The sequence below is a fragment of the Bacillus sp. COPE52 genome (genome assembly GCF_003355115.1).
In the GTDB taxonomy this organism is placed as follows: domain Bacteria; phylum Bacillota; class Bacilli; order Bacillales; family Bacillaceae_G; genus Bacillus_A; species Bacillus_A toyonensis.
The window spans coordinates 3,968,626-3,986,983 of sequence record NZ_CP031292.1; the positions used below are offsets into that span (position 1 = coordinate 3,968,626).

An 18,358-nucleotide genomic window follows, 5' to 3' on the forward strand; every position below is an offset into this window, starting at 1 on the left:
AATTGCTAATACTTTTTAAAGAAACGAGGAGGAAACGCGGAATGGAAATATTAAAAGTTAAAGCAACGTCGGTCCCTAATTCTGTAGCTGGTGCACTTGCAGGTGTTATTCGCGAACGCGGAACAGCAGAAATTCAAGCTATTGGTGCAGGTGCATTGAACCAAGCGGTAAAAGCAGTAGCAATTGCAAGAGGGTTTGTAGCGCCTAGTGGTTTGGACCTGATTTGTATCCCAGCGTTTACAGATATTATGATTGATGGGGAAGAGCGTACAGCAATAAAATTAATTGTAGAACCTCGTTAAGTTTAAACAACCTGTTTGCAGTATGCAAACAGGTTATTTTTATAGTGGAGGAATGAAAATGAAAATTTTTGATGCTCATTGTGATGTACTCTTACAGTTATGGATTGCAAAGGGGAAAAAGAATTTTAAAAATGATTCACAATTACATATTACATTTGAACAATTAAAGAAAAGAAAAGGAAGTATACAATGTTTTGCTATATATGTGCCAGAAACAGTAGCATATGAAAAACGTTTTGAAGCGGCATTACAAATGATAGATATTTTTTATAATGAAATTTTATCGCTACCAGGTGTGAAGTTGATCCGAACGAAAGCTGATATAAGTATGTTAAAACAGGACGAGATTGGAGCTCTTTTAACATTAGAAGGATGCGAAGCAATTGGAAAAGAGGCGATGAAATTACGTTTGTTTTATCAATTAGGTGTACGTTCCTTTGGATTAACATGGAACTATGCGAATTTGTTAGCTGATGGGGCGCTAGAGACACGTGGAGCAGGCTTAACTACTTTCGGTAGACAAGTTGTACAAGAACTTAATACGTTACATTTATGGACCGATCTGTCCCATTTAAATGAGAGAAGTTTTTGGGATGTGATAGAAATTGCAAATAATCCTATTGCATCTCACTCAAATTGCTATAAACTGTGTGACCATCCACGTAATTTAAATGAGGAACAAATTCAATTCCTTATAAAGCGAAATGGCATGATTGGTGTCACTTTTGTACCTCAGTTTCTTACAAATGAAAAACAAGCGAATATTACAGATATAATAAAACATATCGATTATATTTGTTCGCTAGGTGGAGAAAACAACATAGGGTTTGGTTCAGATTTTGATGGGATTTTAGAAACAGTTGTAAATGTATCGGTGTATGAAGATTATGAAAATGTAATTAATGAACTATATAAACACTATGCTGCATCAACTGTAGAACGATTTTTGTATGATAACTTTGTTGAACATATAAGTTTTTAAGTGTTTTGTTTTAAAAAATCAGAAAAATTAAAATAAATCCAATTGATATTATTGCTTTTTTTAGGACCTAATACTAGAATGAAAAACGAAATAGCTTTATACTTAAGATTCAGGGAAATCAGAAGAGGCATAATTTGCGTCCGTTGTAGTTTATTTGCATAAAAAATGCTAAACTAATACTGTAAAAAAATACACTACAATGAATGCAGCCAAAAGGGGTGTAGGAGATGATTAGTCAACTTTCATGGAAAGTTGGAGGCCAACAAGGTGAAGGAATTGAAAGTACAGGGGAAATCTTCTGTATAGCATTAAACCGATTAGGATATTACCTATACGGTTACCGCCACTTCTCATCACGTATAAAAGGCGGCCATACAAATAATAAAATTCGCGTAAGTACAACAGAAGTACGTGCGATCTCAGATGACTTAGATATTTTAATTGCTTTTGATCAAGAAACAATTGATTTTAACTTCCACGAACTACGTCCAGGCGGAATTGTCGTTGCGGATGCGAAATTTAATCCAACAATACCTGACAATACAGATGTAAATTTATATGTGATACCGTTTACAGATATTGCTTCAGAATTAGGTACATCATTAATGAAAAACATGGTTGCTGTTGGAGCATCAAGTGCGGTATTAGGTTTAGACGAAACAGCTTATTTGGATGTTGTTGAAGAAATCTTTGGTCGTAAAGGAGAGCAAGTCGTTCAAAAGAATATGGACGCAATTAAACGTGGCTCTCAATATATGAAAGAATTGCTAGGTGAGAAAGTAAACATGATGCAGCTTGAAAAAGCTGATGGTAAGAAACGCATGTTTATGATTGGAAACGATGCAATCGCATTTGGTGCGGTAGCTGGTGGCGCTCGTTTTATGTCAGCATATCCAATCACACCTGCATCTGAAATTATGGAATACTTAATTAAAAAATTGCCTAAAGTCGGCGGAACAGTAATCCAAACTGAGGATGAAATCGCAGCTTGTACAATGGCAATTGGCGCAAACTATGCTGGTGTTCGTACATTAACAGCATCTGCAGGGCCTGGTCTTTCTTTAATGATGGAAGCGATTGGTTTAGCAGGTATTACAGAAACACCGCTAGTAATTGTTGATACGCAACGTGGTGGTCCAAGTACGGGGTTACCAACGAAACAAGAGCAGTCTGATTTAATGGCGATGATTTACGGTACGCATGGTGAAATTCCAAAAATCGTAATGGCGCCAAGTACAGTGGAAGAAGCTTTCTATGATATTGTAGAAGCGTTTAACTTAGCTGAAGAATATCAAGTGCCTGTTATTTTCTTAACGGATTTACAGCTTTCTTTAGGTAAACAAACTGTAGAACCGCTTACGTTAGATAAAGTGGAAATTCGTCGCGGTAAGCTGGATTTAGAAGCAGAATTACCAGAACGTGAAAATAAAGCATACTTCAAGCGTTATGAAGTAACAGAAGATGGCGTTTCACCACGTGTTTTACCTGGTATGAAAAATGGTATTCACCATGTTACAGGTGTAGAACATGATGAAACTGGTAAACCATCTGAATCGGCAATAAACCGTAAAGATCAAATGGACAAACGTTTCCGTAAAATGGAGAACTTGAAGTTTAATACCCCTGTTTATAAAAATGTTAAGCATGAGGAAGCAGATGTATTGCTTGTTGGATTTAACTCAACTCGTGGTGCGATCGAAGAGGCAATGGAGCGTTTAGAACAAGAGGGTATGAAAGTAAACCATGCTCAAATCCGTTTAATTCACCCGTTCCCGAAAGCTGAAATCGATCCACTTGTGAAAAATGCAAAACGTGTTGTAGTTGTAGAAAACAACGCGACTGGTCAGCTTGCTAACATTATGAAAATGAATCTTGGTAGTGGTGAGAAAATTTCTAGTCTTTTAAAATATGATGGAAACCCATTCTTGCCAAAAGAGATTTACAACGAATGCAAAAAAGGGGTTGTATTAAATGGCAACATTTAAGGACTTTCGTAACAGTGTAAAACCAAACTGGTGCCCAGGTTGCGGAGACTTTTCGGTGCAAGCTGCAATTCAGCGTGCGGCAGCTAACGTTGGCTTAAATCCAGATGAACTTGCTGTTGTTTCTGGTATTGGTTGTTCAGGTCGTATATCAGGTTATATTAATTCATATGGTGTGCATAGTATTCATGGACGTGCCCTTCCGATTGCACAAGGTGTGAAAATGGCAAATCGTGATTTAACAGTTATCGCATCAGGTGGTGACGGTGATGGATTTGCGATTGGTATGGGACATACAATCCATTCTATTCGTAGAAACATTGACATTACGTATATAGTAATGGATAACCAAATTTACGGATTAACAAAAGGCCAAACTTCACCACGTAGTGAAGCTGGATTTAAAACGAAAAGTACACCACAAGGTTCGATTGAACCATCATTAAATGTTATGGAAATGGCATTAACAGCTGGTGCAACATTTGTGGCGCAAAGCTTTTCAAGTGATTTAAAAGAATTAACGCAAATTATTGAAGCTGGTATTAACCATAAAGGGTTCTCATTAATTAATGTATTTAGTCCATGTGTTACTTATAATAAAGTAAATACGTACGATTGGTTCAAAGAGAACTTAACGAAACTAAGTACAGTAGAGGGATATGATCCATCTAATCGCATGATGGCTATGCAAACATTAATGGAAAATAACGGATTAGTAACAGGTTTAATTTATCAAAATACTGCGCAACCATCATATCAAGAACTTGTAAAAGGCTATAGTGAAAAGCCATTAGTACAAGCTGATTTAAATATGGATCAGAAAATGTTTGATGAGCTTGTTGCTGAATTTATGTAACGATTAGAAGGTTGCCATTTGGCAACCTTTTTTTACTGAATGAAAAATATAGGATAGCTTTGTTTACTTAGAAAATTCAGAATGGTAAAATAATATAAGGATCGCTGTATGGAAATGGCAAGTTCATTGCTTATGAAATGTAAGATAAGGCAGGGCCTATTCCTTGTTAAAATTGGCTAAACGCTTCATACTATGGTAATGTGTATAGGGATAAAGCAATATGCTTTTGGGTAGGACAAGATGAAATAATAAAAAGGGAATGTCTATTTGTGTGAGGAAGACTTCATTCTTACGGATGATTAGATCGATTACTCAAGTTTCAAAGGACAAGTTATCTCTCAATCAAGCTATCTAACCATTTTTAAGGTGGGTCTAAGCACATTAAAATAGACTACAGAGTGTGTATAGTTAAGGGTGAAAGGAGATTACCGATGAACGAGCAACAACGATTAGCAAGTCAACAAGCAAATTCCTCTACGAAAAAAGAAGAGAAAGATTATAGCAAATACTTTGAAAGCGTATATCAACCACCTTCCTTAAAAGATGCCAAAAAGCGTGGAAAAGAAGAAGTTAAAATTGAACGGGATTTTGGCTTACCTGAAGAGTTTCGTAATTTTGGTGCAGGAAGAAAGTTTTATATTCGTACATATGGGTGTCAAATGAATGAGCATGATACGGAAGTAATGGCAGGTATTTTCACAACACTTGGATATGAACCGACATTTTCAACTGAAGATGCAGATGTAGTTTTATTAAACACTTGTGCAATTCGTGAAAACGCTGAAAATAAAGTGTTTGGTGAACTTGGTCATTTAAAATCATTAAAACGTAGAAATCCGGACCTTTTAATTGGTGTATGTGGTTGTATGTCTCAAGAGGAATCTGTTGTAAATAAAATCATGCAAAAGAATCAGCATGTAGATATGGTATTTGGCACGCATAATATTCATAGATTACCTTACATTCTAAAAGATGCAATGTTCTCGAAGGAGACGGTAGTTGAAGTTTGGTCAAAAGAAGGAGACGTAATTGAAAACCTTCCGAAAGTACGTCGTGGCGATATTAAAGCTTGGGTAAATATTATGTATGGCTGTGATAAATTCTGTACATATTGTATTGTACCGTATACACGCGGAAAAGAGCGAAGCAGGCGTCCAGAAGATATTATTCAAGAGATTCGTCATTTAGCTGCGAATGGTTATAAAGAAATTACGCTACTTGGACAGAACGTAAATGCATATGGTAAAGACTTTGAAGATTTAGAATACGGTCTTGGCGATTTAATGGACGAACTTCGTAAAGTTGATATTGCCCGTATTCGTTTTACAACGAGTCATCCACGTGATTTCGATGACCACTTAATTGAAGTGCTTGGAAAAGGTGGAAATCTAGTGGAACATATTCACTTACCAGTTCAATCTGGAAGCACAGATATGTTGAAAATTATGGCACGTAAATATTCACGTGAACATTATTTAGAACTTGTAAGAAAAATTAAAGAAACAATTCCAAGCGCAGTATTAACAACTGATATTATCGTCGGTTTCCCAAATGAAACAGATGAGCAATTTGAAGAAACGATGTCGTTATATCGTGAAGTAGGATTTGATACTGCATTTACATTTATTTATTCCCCGCGAGAAGGTACACCAGCTGCAAAAATGAAAGATAATGTGCCTATGGAAGTAAAGAAAGAACGACTACAACGATTAAACACACTCGTAAATGGGTTGGCAGTTGAAAAGAATAATCGTTATAAAGGTCAAGTTGTAGAAGTGTTAGTTGATGGGGAAAGTAAAAATAATCCGGAAGTACTTGCAGGTTATACTCGTACGAATAAACTTGTAAACTTCGTCGCTTCAAAATCTTTAATTGGTCAGCTTGTGAAAGTAAAAATAACGGAAGCAAAAACTTGGTCTCTTAACGGGGAATTAGTTGAGGAACCGATTGAGGTGAAATAATAGATGAAAGTATATACCAAAGACGAAATTGTAGAGCAAGCGAAAGAATTAGCGAAAATGATTTCTGAAACAGAAGAAGTTGATTTTTTTAAGAAAGCAGAGGCGCAAATTCATAAAAATGAAAATGTAAAGCACGCAATTGATGAAATTAAAGCATTGCAAAAACAAGCAGTTAACTTGCAACATTACGGGAAGTGGGAAGCTTTGAAAAAAGTAGAAGCTGAAATTGACGCACTTCAAGATAAGTTAGACAATATTCCAGTTGTGCAGGAGTTTAAATCTTCACAAACATATGTAAATGACTTACTACAGTTAGTTGCGAGTACCATTTCTAATAATGTTACAGATGAAATATTAGTTTCAACTGGCGGCGATGTACTTAAGGGTGAAACTGGTGCGGCGGTAGAAAGTAAAAAAGGAAATTGTGGTTGTTAAAGAGATGTCATATTGACATCTCTTTTTTTTAGTGGATTAAACGTAAGTTCTTCTCAAAAAAAGAATGACACATTCCGCTATTGTCACGCATATGATTAAGTGAATAGTGATTGAGGAGGGTTACGAATGTCCGAATTTAGAGAGATTATTACAAAAGCAGTGGTTGGAAAAGGACGTAAGTATACAAAGTCAACGCATACATGTGAATCGAATAATGAGCCAACAAGTATTTTAGGGTGCTGGGTAATTAACCACTCGTACGAAGCGAGAAAGAATGGAAAACATGTAGAAATTGAAGGTTTCTATGATGTGAACACTTGGTATTCGTTTGATGGCAATACAAAGACTGAAGTTGTAACAGAACGTGTGAACTACACTGACGAAGTAAGCATTGGTTATCGTGATAAGAACTTCTCTGGTGACGATTTAGAAATTATTGCTCGTGTCATTCAACCGCCAAATTGTTTAGAAGCTCTTGTATCGCCAAATGGGAATAAAATTGTTGTAACTGTAGAACGTGAATTTGTAACAGAAGTAGTTGGGGAAACAAAAATTTGTGTAAGTGTAAATCCTGAAGGTTGTGTAGAATCAGATGAGGATTTCCAAGTCGATGATGATGAGTTTGAAGAATTAGATCCGAACTTTATCGTTGACGCAGAAGAAGAGTAATAGAAAGCTAGGGAGAAGTTCTTCCTAGCTTTTTACTTTACATAAGTGGTGCTGAATGAACATGAATCTTTATGAAATATGTTATAATGAAGAAAGACTCCTGAAATAGGAGAGATGGATGTCCGTGAAGTGTGACATATATAAAGTTCAACTAATAATCAGTGGGGGGGCATCCCCACTGATTATTAGTTGAACCAATCGGGCTTTTACGGGCAGTTGATCTCCCACCTAACTTCTTTGTTCCAGCCGATTTTTGAGGTGGGAATCTTACTGCCCGTTAATGCGGGATGAATATAGATTATTATGTAAAAATTATGGAGGAAAGACATGACGCAATATACGCCTATGATACAGCAATACTTAAAGGTTAAGGCAGACTATGAAGATGCCTTTTTATTTTTCCGATTAGGTGATTTTTATGAAATGTTCTTTGAAGATGCGGTTAAAGCAGCTCATGAACTTGAAATTACATTAACGAGCCGAGATGGTGGTAGTAGTGATCGTATACCGATGTGCGGTGTACCGCATCATGCAGCTAAAAATTATATTGAACAACTTGTTGAAAAAGGATATAAAGTAGCTGTTTGTGAGCAAGTGGAAGATCCAAAAACAGCTAAAGGTGTAGTACGTCGTGAAGTAGTACAACTAATTACGCCAGGAACGATGATGGAAGGGCGTACAATAGACGAGAAAGAGAATAACTTTTTAGCAGCATTAACACATTTCGAAGATGGATCTTATGCGCTAGCTTGTAATGACTTAACGACTGGACAAAATACAGTGACGTTGTTAACAGGTTCAGTAGAAGATATTTTATTAGAGGTGTATGCAACTGGTTCGAAAGAAATTGTTGTAGATTCTACATTTTCAAAAGATGAATTAAATAAATTAACTGAAACATTAAAAATGACGATTTCGTATGAAGATGCAACAACGATTCCGGAAGGGTTAGAACATCTTGTGAAAAATGTTTCACAAGCAAAGTTACTTAAAGCGATTGGACGCTTATTTAACTATGTGATAAGAACACAAAAACGTTCATTAGATCATTTGCAACCAGTAGAAATTTATTATACAAATCAATTTATGAAAATTGATGTGCACTCAAAACGTAATTTAGAGTTAACTGAGACTCTTCGTACGAAAGAAAAAACAGGCTCACTATTATGGCTATTAGATAAAACGAAAACAGCTATGGGTGGCCGTATGTTAAAACAGTGGATGGAACGTCCGCTTATCCAGAAAGAGAAAGTGGAAGAACGTTTAGAAATGGTAGAAACATTTGTAAATGATTACTTCTTACGTGAAGATTTAAAAGAAAAGCTAAAAGAAGTATATGATTTAGAGCGTTTAGCAGGGAAAGTTGCATTTGGTAATGTAAATGCACGGGACTTATTACAGTTAAGACGTTCTTTACTTCAAGTACCAGCTATTTTAGAAGCGATTAGTCTTTTAGATAATGCTTATGCAGCAAGGTTAATTCAAGGTGCGGATCCATGTGAGAGCTTAACTGAATTACTAGGAAGAAGTATTCAGGAAAACCCACCACTTTCTATTAAAGATGGAGATATTATTAAAGACGGTTATAATGACAAGCTTGATCAATATCGTTACGTGAGCAAAAATGGGAAAACGTGGATCGCGGAGCTTGAAAAACGAGAGCGTGATATTACAGGGGTTAAATCATTAAAAATTGGATACAACCGTATTTTCGGCTACTACATTGAAGTGACGAAGGCGAATCTTGCAGCGCTTCCAGAAGGGCGCTATGAGCGAAAACAGACGCTTGCTAATGCTGAGCGTTTCATTACAGATGAACTGAAAGAAAAAGAAACGTTAATTTTAGAAGCAGAAGAGAAAATTGTACAACTGGAATATGATTTATTTACAGCACTTCGTGAAGAAGTAAAAGTATTCATTCCGAAATTACAACATTTAGCGAAAGTAATTAGTGAATTAGATGTACTACAAAGCTTTGCGACTGTAAGTGAAGAAGAGCAGTTTGTAAAACCCGTGCTAACAACGAAGCGTGAAATCTTTATTAAAGATGGTCGCCATCCTGTCGTTGAAAAAGTATTGAACGGGAAATTGTATGTACCAAATGATTGTATTATGCCAGAGAAGATGGATGTCTTTTTAATTACAGGACCGAACATGTCTGGTAAAAGTACGTATATGAGACAATTAGCACTTGTTACTGTTATGTCACAAATTGGTTGTTTCGTACCAGCGACAGAAGCGGTATTACCTGTATTCGATCAAATCTTTACGAGAATTGGTGCAGCGGATGATTTAATTTCAGGTCAAAGTACATTTATGGTTGAAATGTTAGAAGCGAAAAATGCGATTGCAAATGCGTCAGAAAGAAGTTTAATTTTATTTGATGAAATTGGACGCGGTACATCAACGTATGATGGTATGGCGCTTGCACAAGCAATCATTGAACATATTCATGACCAAATTGGTGCAAAAACATTATTCTCTACGCATTATCATGAATTAACGGTGCTAGAAGAAAGTTTAGATCAACTGAAAAATGTACATGTTTCAGCTATTGAAGAGAATGGAAAAGTAGTCTTCCTTCATAAAATTCAAGATGGAGCAGCCGATAAAAGTTACGGAATTCACGTTGCGCAACTTGCTGAGCTTCCAGATAGCTTAATCGCTCGTGCAAAAGAAGTGTTAGCGCAACTAGAAGGACAAGAAGAAATTATTATTCCAAAGCGTGTAGAAGTAAAGGTGCAAGAAGTTGTTCCAGAACCTGTAGTTGTAAAAGAAGAACCGGCAGAAATACAAGAAAAGAAAGAAGAGACTGAAGAAGAGTCACAACTATCTTTCTTTGGAGGAGACCAATCTTCAAAAAAACAAGACAAGCCTGTGCTTGATCAAAAAGAAAGCGCAGTACTTGCACAAATTAAAAAAATTGATTTACTAGATATGACGCCTTTAGAAGCGATGAACGAACTGTATCGCTTACAGAAAAAGTTAAAGAAAGGATGAGTAAGTAGATGGGGAAAATTCGCAAACTCGATGATCAACTCTCTAACTTAATTGCGGCAGGGGAAGTAGTAGAGCGCCCTGCCTCAGTCGTAAAAGAACTTGTGGAAAATTCTATCGATGCGAATAGTACATCTATTGAAATCCACTTAGAAGAAGCTGGTTTATCAAAAATTCGCATCATTGATAATGGAGATGGCATTGCCGAAGAAGATTGTATCGTTGCATTTGAACGCCACGCAACGAGCAAAATTAAAGATGAAAACGATCTGTTCCGTATAAGAACGCTCGGATTCCGCGGTGAGGCATTGCCAAGTATTGCCTCAGTTAGTGAATTGGAATTAATCACTAGCACAGGTGATGCGCCGGGTACCCACCTTATCATTAAAGGTGGAGACATTATAAAACAAGAAAAAACAGCGAGCCGAAAAGGAACGGATATTACAGTACAAAACTTATTCTTTAATACACCAGCGCGTCTTAAATATATGAAAACAATTCATACAGAGCTTGGGAATATTACAGATATCGTGTATCGTATTGCAATGTCACATCCAGAAGTATCGTTAAAACTGTTTCATAATGAAAAGAAATTGCTTCATACATCCGGAAATGGTGATGTAAGGCAAGTACTTGCATCAATTTATAGCATTCAAGTTGCCAAGAAGCTTATTCCAATTGAAGCTGAATCTTTAGATTTCACAATTAAAGGGTATGTAACATTACCAGAAGTAACGCGAGCGTCTCGTAACTATATGTCAACGATCGTAAATGGCCGTTACGTGCGAAATTTCGTATTAATGAAAGCAGTTCAGCAAGGATACCATACATTACTGCCAGTTGGACGATATCCAATCGGCTTCTTATCGATTGAAATGGACCCAATGCTTGTTGATGTTAACGTACATCCAGCAAAATTAGAAGTTCGATTTAGTAAAGAACAAGAATTGCTAAAGCTTATCGAAGAAACATTGCAAGCAGCATTTAAAAAAATACAGCTCATTCCAGATGCAGGCGTAACAACGAAGAAAAAAGAAAAAGACGAAAGTGTGCAAGAACAGTTCCAGTTTGAGCATACAAAGCCGAAAGAACCACAGATGCCAAACATCGTTTTACCGACTGACATGGATGAAAAACAAGAAGAACGAACAACTGTGAAACAACCAGCGCAGCTTTGGCAACCGGCGAAGCGAGAATGGCAACCACCACAGTCGCTCGTAAGAGAAGAGCAAAGTTGGCAGCCATCCTCTAAACCGATAATCGAAGAACCGATTCGAGAAGAGAAGTCGTGGAACAGTAACGATGACGACTTTGAATTAGAGGAGTTGGAAGAAGAGGTCGGGGAAATAAAAGAGATTGAAATGAACGGTAACGATTTACCACCGCTTTATCCAATTGGACAAATGCACGGAACATATATTTTCGCTCAAAATGATAATGGGTTATATATGATTGATCAACATGCCGCACAGGAACGTATTAATTATGAGTACTTCCGTGATAAAGTAGGACGAGTAGCGCAAGAAGTACAAGAACTACTTGTACCGTACCGTATTGACCTATCTCTTACTGAATTTTTACGTGTCGAAGAGCAACTAGAAGAACTTAAAAAAGTCGGCCTATTTTTGGAACAATTCGGCCATCAATCTTTTATTGTTCGCTCGCATCCAACGTGGTTCCCGAAAGGACAAGAAACAGAAATCATTGATGAGATGATGGAGCAAGTTGTCAAACTAAAAAAAGTTGATATTAAAAAGTTGCGTGAAGAAGCAGCCATTATGATGAGCTGTAAAGCATCTATCAAGGCAAATCAATATTTAACGAACGATCAAATATTTGCTTTACTTGAAGAACTTCGTACAACAACAAATCCATACACATGCCCGCACGGGAGACCGATTCTTGTACATCATTCTACTTATGAGTTGGAGAAGATGTTTAAGAGGGTTATGTAGGGATACTAAAATTAGATATTAAAAGGGAGCAACAGTAAATGTTGCTCCCTTTTAATATGTAGAGTTAATTGTTAAACGAAAATAAGGTGGATTGATTTTACAGTTTATTTCTAGACTAAGTAAGCTTTAATTTATCTATGTATAAAAAAGCGCCGTATATCAGCACTTTTTAAAGGTACGTAAATTGTATAATAAAGATTTCTACATTATTAAACATATAACTATGCATGGCCAAATATTGATTCTTATTTGGTTAATTGTTATAAGGATCTATAGGATTATTTGTTTTTATTATTATTATTAATTTTTTCAGTATATAAAACCTGCTCTTTATAATGCTTTTTAATTGGGAAGTTATGTGTACCTGTGCCGTTCTTGAATTTTTTATCAATGGGGTTCTTTAGAGGGACTGTTGTAGTTTCAGTAAATTCATATGGGTAATTTATTTTAGATTTATCTTCAAACATGAAAATGCCTCCTTTTTAGGATTTCCTGAATTCTTTACTATAACATGATATGCATATAGAGTTTTTTTGGACTAGTTATTTATATAGGTTAGAACAATTTAATTACATAACTACTGAAATATTTTAAAGGAAAACAATTTGAGAGAGGTATTGTAATGATAGCCGTTCACTATTATTGTTGTTTAAGTTATCGTGGTGTGTTTGAAATTCTGAAAGGACGTAGCATATTGGTCTATCTAATAACCATTATGTGGTGAGTTTTTTTATTTATCGGTGAAACAAACAATGCATATATATTCGTTATAGATTGTTTTTATAATGTAATATATATAGTTTTCCTGATAATATAATGCGGAATATTATAGTGTTATTAGGTTATTAGGAACACTTAATGTTGTTTCACAACTGAAAGCGAATTGAAAAAGAACTGAAACTTTTCTCATAAAAATTCAATCTTACTTGAAAAATGAAAGGAAAATGAAATTTTCCAAAAGAAATTCTTTGTTAAGATAAAAAGCATACATAAAAAAAGTATTGACATATCTTAAAAGTGTGTTTTCAAGATATAGTGGGGGAAAAGATGAGAATAGAAAAACAATTAATAAAAAAGATGTATTATGAAACATTCCTAATGGAGAATGAAACAAAACCACCTCTTGACGTACTTGGGGAAGTTTATGTAAACGAAGAAAAACATGAAATTTCCGATGGGTCTTATATTCGTTTTGCACAAGGTGAATTTTATTATCACCATCAAGATTTTGAATCAGCTATTTTCAAATGGGAGAAAGTTGGCAACGAACTAGCACCATGGGCACAAAAAAACATTGCGGATGCTTACTTTGAACTAAACCGACTATCAGTTGCTGAAGAGGTTTATACTTCCATTACTACTGATAACAAAATATTGATGACTGAAATTGGACTGCAATTACTTTCTCTTTACATCGAGCAAAATAATTTTGACTCAGCTTTCGCTGTAATTAAAGAGGCGGTTTCTTTAAATCCCGATTATCCGAATGTCACCAAAATTGCCCGTTCTTTTTATGAAGAACAGCAAGATTTTGATAGTGCAGTAGAGCTTGCTGTGAATGAGCTGGTTCGAACAGAATCTTATCCTTGGTTTGAGGTGCTAAAAGGGTATATCGATAAAGGATTTACTAAAAATATTTCACCAGACTATTTTCATGAAGTATTAGTTACATTAAATCATGTAGATCAAGTGCAATTTACACAAATTGTATCATCACTTTGGAACAGTTATAAAAATGAACAAAATTACTTATTATGGCTTAACACAATAAATGAGTTTTTCTTACATATCGAAATACATTCGTCCGATATATGGGACAAAATTTCTTCTCTTTACGAAGAAACGTATTTTGAATTAATTCAAGGCCAATATACGCTTAGACAATTACATGATATCATTCCAAATCTGTTAACAAATTGGTTAAAGGTAGTCAATTCTTCTTATGCTGTATTTCCATCAGCAGCTGTATTGGCATGGGATGAGATTTTCCCTTCCAAAATAGATGCAGCAAATATAAAAAATGCAGAAAACCTACTGTTGTATTCTATTAATCATGTGGATGGCTTAGAGTATAGTTTACATCTTTTTGAATCTATTACACAGTGGGCACAAAAGCATGATATAGAAATGGGTCACCGATTTAGATGGTTAGTTAGCGAACTTGCAGATTTAAGAACAAATCGTATTTTAGTAACGGGCACTTCAGGAAATGGAAAAACTGCATTTATTAACTCTATAGTAGGAGAAAATATATTAGAAAACTCAATTTCAAATGTAGTGGTTTTAAAAAATGATGCTCATACAGAAATTAACGCTATAACAGACTCAGCAATTACAACAACTGAGAATTTCTCTGATTACCATGATATGATGTCTTTACACCACCAAACGTATAGAGATAGAGCGTGTGTTGAATTTAAACTACCATGCAAATTTTTAAGTGAAAATAAACTTACATTTGTAGTTACACCTGGCTTTAATAGAAATAACGATACTAGAGATGAGATATTTGAATATCTGAATTCTGTAGACGAATTATTGTTCGTATTGAATGCGGATTCACCTTTTACTGACAAAGAACGTGACATTCTATTAAGTATTCAAGAACATACACCAAATCTACAAATTCATTTCTTATTAAATAAAATCGATAACATTTACAGTGAAGCAGAAGTAAAAAGAGTTTTACATGATACGCAAGCGAGAATAAACGCGTATTTCCCGCAAGCGAGACTTTTCCCTTACTCTTCGTTATATACAAGTAATCAACAACTAAATGATTTAACTGAGTTTATTCGTTTTAACTTTAACTATAAAAATATCGATGCAGATCGTACTGAAAAGCTATTGTTTTTCATTCGAAAAACAATTACATACCTTTTAGATAAACGCGTTGAGAAGGAAAACAATCTAGTGGATGCTATGAATTGGAATGAAGATATGTTAGTTAAATTAAATGGTAGTATTAATAACCTTACTGCTTTTGAGAGGGAAAAAATTCATATCATTACACAATCGTATCGTACAATGAAAACAGAAATTACGAATGGTCTTACTGAACATATTCCGAAGCTACTGCAGAGTTGTTCTGATTTAATCAGTGAAGAAAGCGATTTTGGAAACATTGAAATGGAACTAAATACAGCAATGAACGAAAGAGTACACAAATATTTAGAACAAACTGTATTACCTAACTTTGCTCGTTCTATGCAAAATTGGATTGAAACTTCTAATAATGAGTTACTTCAAAGTCAATCGCACTTAGAAGAACTCAGTGAAGGACTTAATTCTTTATTTGGAGAAAATCGAATACAATTAGAATGTGACTTTAAAGTGCTTGATGACTGGCGCAGAGATACTGATAGAATGACGACTAGAATACAAATGGAAGAAGTAAATATTTTACGCCGATTTACGCCAGCGCAATTTTTACTGAAAAGTGCCGGCAAATTATTTGGGGTTCTTCCAAAGAATAGATCTATGCTATATAACAAATATAAACAGTATATAGAAAATGAAGATTATACAGAAGTAACGGCTTCTATTATGAAGAAATTTTTCTTGCAATTTGAGCTGTTTGAAAATACACAAGAGCGGGATATTAATATGTTCTTTAGAAATCCATTTAACTCCTTGAAACAAGCTGTAGAAAATACGCAGTTAGAAATACAAGAAAAACAAGAGATATTACATAAAATGAAATCAAATCCTGAAGTGTATCATGATTCTATAACGCTCTTTGAATTGAGATTACGTCAATGTGAAGTAATCTTAAATATAGGTGAGTATAATGCCTATACAGATTTAAATTTAGAAACAAGCATAGAATAAACGTAAAACAACTTCAAAAGTGGATTTTGGAGTTGTTTTTTTGTTTATATCCGTTGTTATAAGAGGGGAAAAAGGGAGCAACCGTAATGAGTTGCTCCTTTCGCATATATAGATTATTTTTCAGTTTCTTTAATTTTAGTTTTTACTTGGCCAGTTTTAATTTTATTACTTTCTGAGAAACGTAATAAATCGCCTTCAATAATTTTGTCAGACATACGTAATTCATTTTGTGCACGGTTAATGAGTGCTTGAGCTTCTTTTTTTGGTAAATCTACAATTTCACCTGTTATGCGGTCATAAAAAGTGTTGTTTTTGTATGCATATTTGTCTGTAACGAAGCTACCATCACGTAAAACAACAAATCCTGTATATTCATCTGAAAACATATCGTGACCAAAACGGATATCGTTCGTAGTATCAATCCCTAATAAATTTAGAATAGTAGGTTTCACATCAATTTGTCCCGTAGGCTTTGAAATCGTTTGACCTTTTGTTTGTCCAGGGATATGAATATATAAAGGTGTACGTTGTAAATGTAAAGTATCAAATTCTGTTATTTGATCTTTTTCTAAAAACTGCGCCATTGCACGGTTATGTTTTTCAGAAATGCCATAATGATCACCGTATAATACAATAATAGAATCATCATAAAGCCCCTCGGCCTTTAAACGCTCAATAAAGTTTTTAATGGATTCGTCTAAGTAACGTGATGTTACGATGTAACGATCAAATACGCCATTACCAGAGTTATATGGTTCAATGAATTTTGTGTCTTCATCATACGTAAATGGATAATGGTTTGTTAAAGTAAGGAAACGAGCGTAAAATGGTTGATCAATCGTTTTTAACATATCTACTGATTGATCAAAGTATTCTATATCTTTTAATCCCCAATTTAAATTTGTTTCGGGCGTGATTTTGTAATCAAGTTCATTATAGTAACGATCATAACCAAGAGCTGAGTACATAATGTTACGATTCCAAAATGTTGCGTTATTCGCATGGAATACAGAAGTGAAATAACCTTGTTCACGTAAAATTTCTGGAGTTGCAGTATAATCATTGTTTCCGTGTGTGAAGAATACAGCTCCACGGTTTAATGGATACAACGATGTATCTATTAGAAATTCAGAATCGGATGTTTTTCCTTGTCCAGTTTGGTGGAAAAAGTTATCAAAGTAATAGCTTTCATTTATGAATTCATTCAAGAAAGGTGTAACTTCTTGACCATTGACGGATGCTCCTATTAAAAAGGTTTGCAAGGATTCAAGAGTAACGACAATTACATTTTTTCCTTTCGCTGCGCCAAACATATTAGGATTTGGTTCACTTTGGGTTGCTTTTACGTAGTTTTCAGTTTCTTGTAATTTACTACTATCAGCGAGTGCCTTTTGTGATCCTGCTTTTGCTTGCAGCGTTAAATCATATATTTGGTGAGTGTATAGTCCTAAATTTTTGACAAGCATTACTCGGTCGAAGGATCTCGATAATAATTCAGGGCGTTCTTTTTCTGCAAGATGCAGATTTGCAGAAAATACAGCAATTGTTAAGGCGAAATATAGTAAGCGTGTAGAATGTGTTACACGTTCTGTTTTAAAGACCAATGTCTTCTTTTTTAATAAAATAAAGAAGAAAATAATGTCTACGAATGCGAGTATAATTTTGTAGTTCAATATTTCTATAATACTACCGCCTAATTGGCCAAAGTTTGATGTTTGTCCAAGTACTGGTAACGTAACGAAATCACTATAAAAATCATAGAACATTACATTTCCGACAAGTACGATCGTTAATAAGAAATTAATACATAGCGCTATATAATTTCGCTTTTCACCAGTTGCAAATAATGCTAATCCAACAAATGCTAACGATGCAGCGAGAGGACTAATAAACAAAATAAGCTCTTGTGTAGAAGACTCAATTTTTAAATCAAAACTGAATCGCGTAATAAGATATGTTTTTAACCATACTGCTAAAGCAATTATGATAACAAAGCTTATATTTTGCATTTGTAAATTTATTTTATTCTTCATTTTTACACCTTCTTTATAAAATTTATTTAACTAAGGTTATATGTTATGTTTTTATAACTATTATAGTAGGGTGAACCATTTAAATTATGTTTTCTAATGGTAATAATTTGCAGTGTTCCTATACATACAATGGGGAATTTAAATGCGAAGTAACATAAATTTAATTTTTTAGATGCGAAGCAGAAAAAGTCATATTTGTAGTGAAAGTGACTTATAGACATCCTAACATATTAAACACTATGATGATGTTACAAAATATCGAACAAATGAAAGTGAAAAGGAATAGACGCTTTTTAAACTATTGACATTCAATGAGTTGGAATTTGAATAAAAGGTGAGTTTAAAGTAAACGGTT

At 34.7% G+C, this 18,358-nt stretch carries 12 protein-coding genes and 1 pseudogene; 11 read left to right on the forward strand and 2 right to left on the reverse strand.

Translation table 11 applies throughout. The features are described from left to right. The first annotated feature begins 41 nt into the window (after nt 1-41). From spoVS to mutL, 9 genes are all read left to right on the forward strand, one after another. The gene (spoVS, locus tag DPQ31_RS19935; protein ID WP_000404341.1) at nt 42-302 is read left to right on the forward strand and encodes a stage V sporulation protein SpoVS; all 261 of its coding nucleotides are present in this window, start codon (nt 42-44) and stop codon (nt 300-302) included. Nucleotides 303-360: 58 nt separating this feature from the next. Then, complete coding sequence (locus DPQ31_RS19940; protein WP_097957671.1) at nt 361-1,284, forward strand: dipeptidase; 924 nt, start codon at nt 361-363, stop codon at nt 1,282-1,284. Between the two features lie 227 nt (nt 1,285-1,511). After that, on the forward strand, nt 1,512-3,269 hold the full coding sequence (locus DPQ31_RS19945; protein ID WP_000625412.1) for a 2-oxoacid:acceptor oxidoreductase subunit alpha: 1,758 nt from the start codon (nt 1,512-1,514) through the stop codon (nt 3,267-3,269). Next, nucleotides 3,256-4,122, forward strand: coding sequence for a 2-oxoacid:ferredoxin oxidoreductase subunit beta (locus tag DPQ31_RS19950; RefSeq protein ID WP_000190161.1), 867 nt, complete (start codon nt 3,256-3,258; stop codon nt 4,120-4,122). Before DPQ31_RS19945 ends, DPQ31_RS19950 begins: the two co-directional genes overlap by 14 nt. Before the next feature lie 431 nt (nt 4,123-4,553). Next, a complete protein-coding gene (gene miaB, locus DPQ31_RS19955) occupies nt 4,554-6,083 on the forward strand; it encodes a tRNA (N6-isopentenyl adenosine(37)-C2)-methylthiotransferase MiaB (RefSeq protein WP_001005380.1) in 1,530 nt (509 codons plus the stop codon). A 3-nt stretch (nt 6,084-6,086) separates the two neighbouring features. Beyond that, nucleotides 6,087-6,518, forward strand: coding sequence for a YlbF/YmcA family competence regulator (locus DPQ31_RS19960; RefSeq protein WP_000870465.1), 432 nt, complete (start codon nt 6,087-6,089; stop codon nt 6,516-6,518). 126 nt (nt 6,519-6,644) lie between these two features. Further along, on the forward strand, nt 6,645-7,187 hold the full coding sequence (gene cotE, locus DPQ31_RS19965) for an outer spore coat protein CotE (RefSeq protein ID WP_001288802.1): 543 nt from the start codon (nt 6,645-6,647) through the stop codon (nt 7,185-7,187). A 327-nt stretch (nt 7,188-7,514) separates the two neighbouring features. Continuing rightward, nucleotides 7,515-10,187, forward strand: coding sequence for a DNA mismatch repair protein MutS (gene mutS, locus DPQ31_RS19970; protein WP_000195987.1), 2,673 nt, complete (start codon nt 7,515-7,517; stop codon nt 10,185-10,187). Between the two features lie 8 nt (nt 10,188-10,195). Then, entirely contained in the window at nt 10,196-12,139 is a 1,944-nt protein-coding gene (gene mutL / locus DPQ31_RS19975; protein WP_000516451.1) for a DNA mismatch repair endonuclease MutL, read from the forward strand. A 278-nt stretch (nt 12,140-12,417) separates the two neighbouring features. Here the strand turns inward: mutL and DPQ31_RS19980 are convergent, their stop codons facing one another. Continuing rightward, nucleotides 12,418-12,606, reverse strand: coding sequence for a hypothetical protein (locus tag DPQ31_RS19980; protein WP_000461139.1), 189 nt, complete (start codon nt 12,604-12,606; stop codon nt 12,418-12,420). A 113-nt stretch (nt 12,607-12,719) separates the two neighbouring features. Here DPQ31_RS19980 and DPQ31_RS29390 point away from each other — a divergent pair. Continuing rightward, nucleotides 12,720-12,857: pseudogene (locus DPQ31_RS29390) on the forward strand (IS6 family transposase); the annotation flags it as partial. 329 nt (nt 12,858-13,186) lie between these two features. Continuing rightward, nucleotides 13,187-15,970, forward strand: a complete 2,784-nt coding sequence (locus tag DPQ31_RS19985; RefSeq protein ID WP_001217642.1) for a dynamin family protein — start codon at nt 13,187-13,189, stop codon at nt 15,968-15,970. Between the two features lie 113 nt (nt 15,971-16,083). Here DPQ31_RS19985 and DPQ31_RS19990 read toward each other — a convergent pair whose 3' ends face one another. After that, on the reverse strand, nt 16,084-18,003 hold the full coding sequence (locus DPQ31_RS19990) for an LTA synthase family protein (protein ID WP_098711838.1): 1,920 nt from the start codon (nt 18,001-18,003) through the stop codon (nt 16,084-16,086). Nucleotides 18,004-18,358 lie beyond the last annotated feature (355 nt).